The organism is Gilvimarinus sp. 1_MG-2023 (assembly GCF_030548285.1).
In genome coordinates this window covers 1-252 of the sequence record NZ_JAUOSC010001355.1, presented here as the reverse complement: position 1 = coordinate 252, position 252 = coordinate 1, and the positions used below count along the sequence as shown (strand labels likewise).

Annotated in this window: 1 protein-coding gene; it reads right to left on the bottom strand. The window is 52.0% G+C overall.

Going from position 1 to position 252, the window contains the following annotated elements:
* A partial coding sequence (locus tag Q4563_RS21260) for a peptidylprolyl isomerase (protein WP_303605939.1) occupies positions 1–195 on the bottom strand: 195 nt, incomplete at its 3' end.
* Positions 196–252: the final 57 nt, after the last annotated feature.

The window sequence follows — 252 nt, the reverse complement described above, 5'->3', positions numbered from 1 at the left end:
AACCACATCGTCAAAGGCTTTGACCATATCACCCTTGTTGAATTCGCCGAGGCTGCCGCCATTTTTTTTGGATGGACACTGGGAAAACTTTTGCGCCAGGCGTGAGAAGTCAGCGCCTTTATCCAGTTGGGCCTTGAGTTTGTCGGCTTCTTCGCGGGTTTTTACCAGAATATGGCGGGCGCAGGCGCGAGGCATGGGTAACTCCAAAAATAACAGGACGATGACAGGGTGGTGTTGGCAGCCGCATAGAAT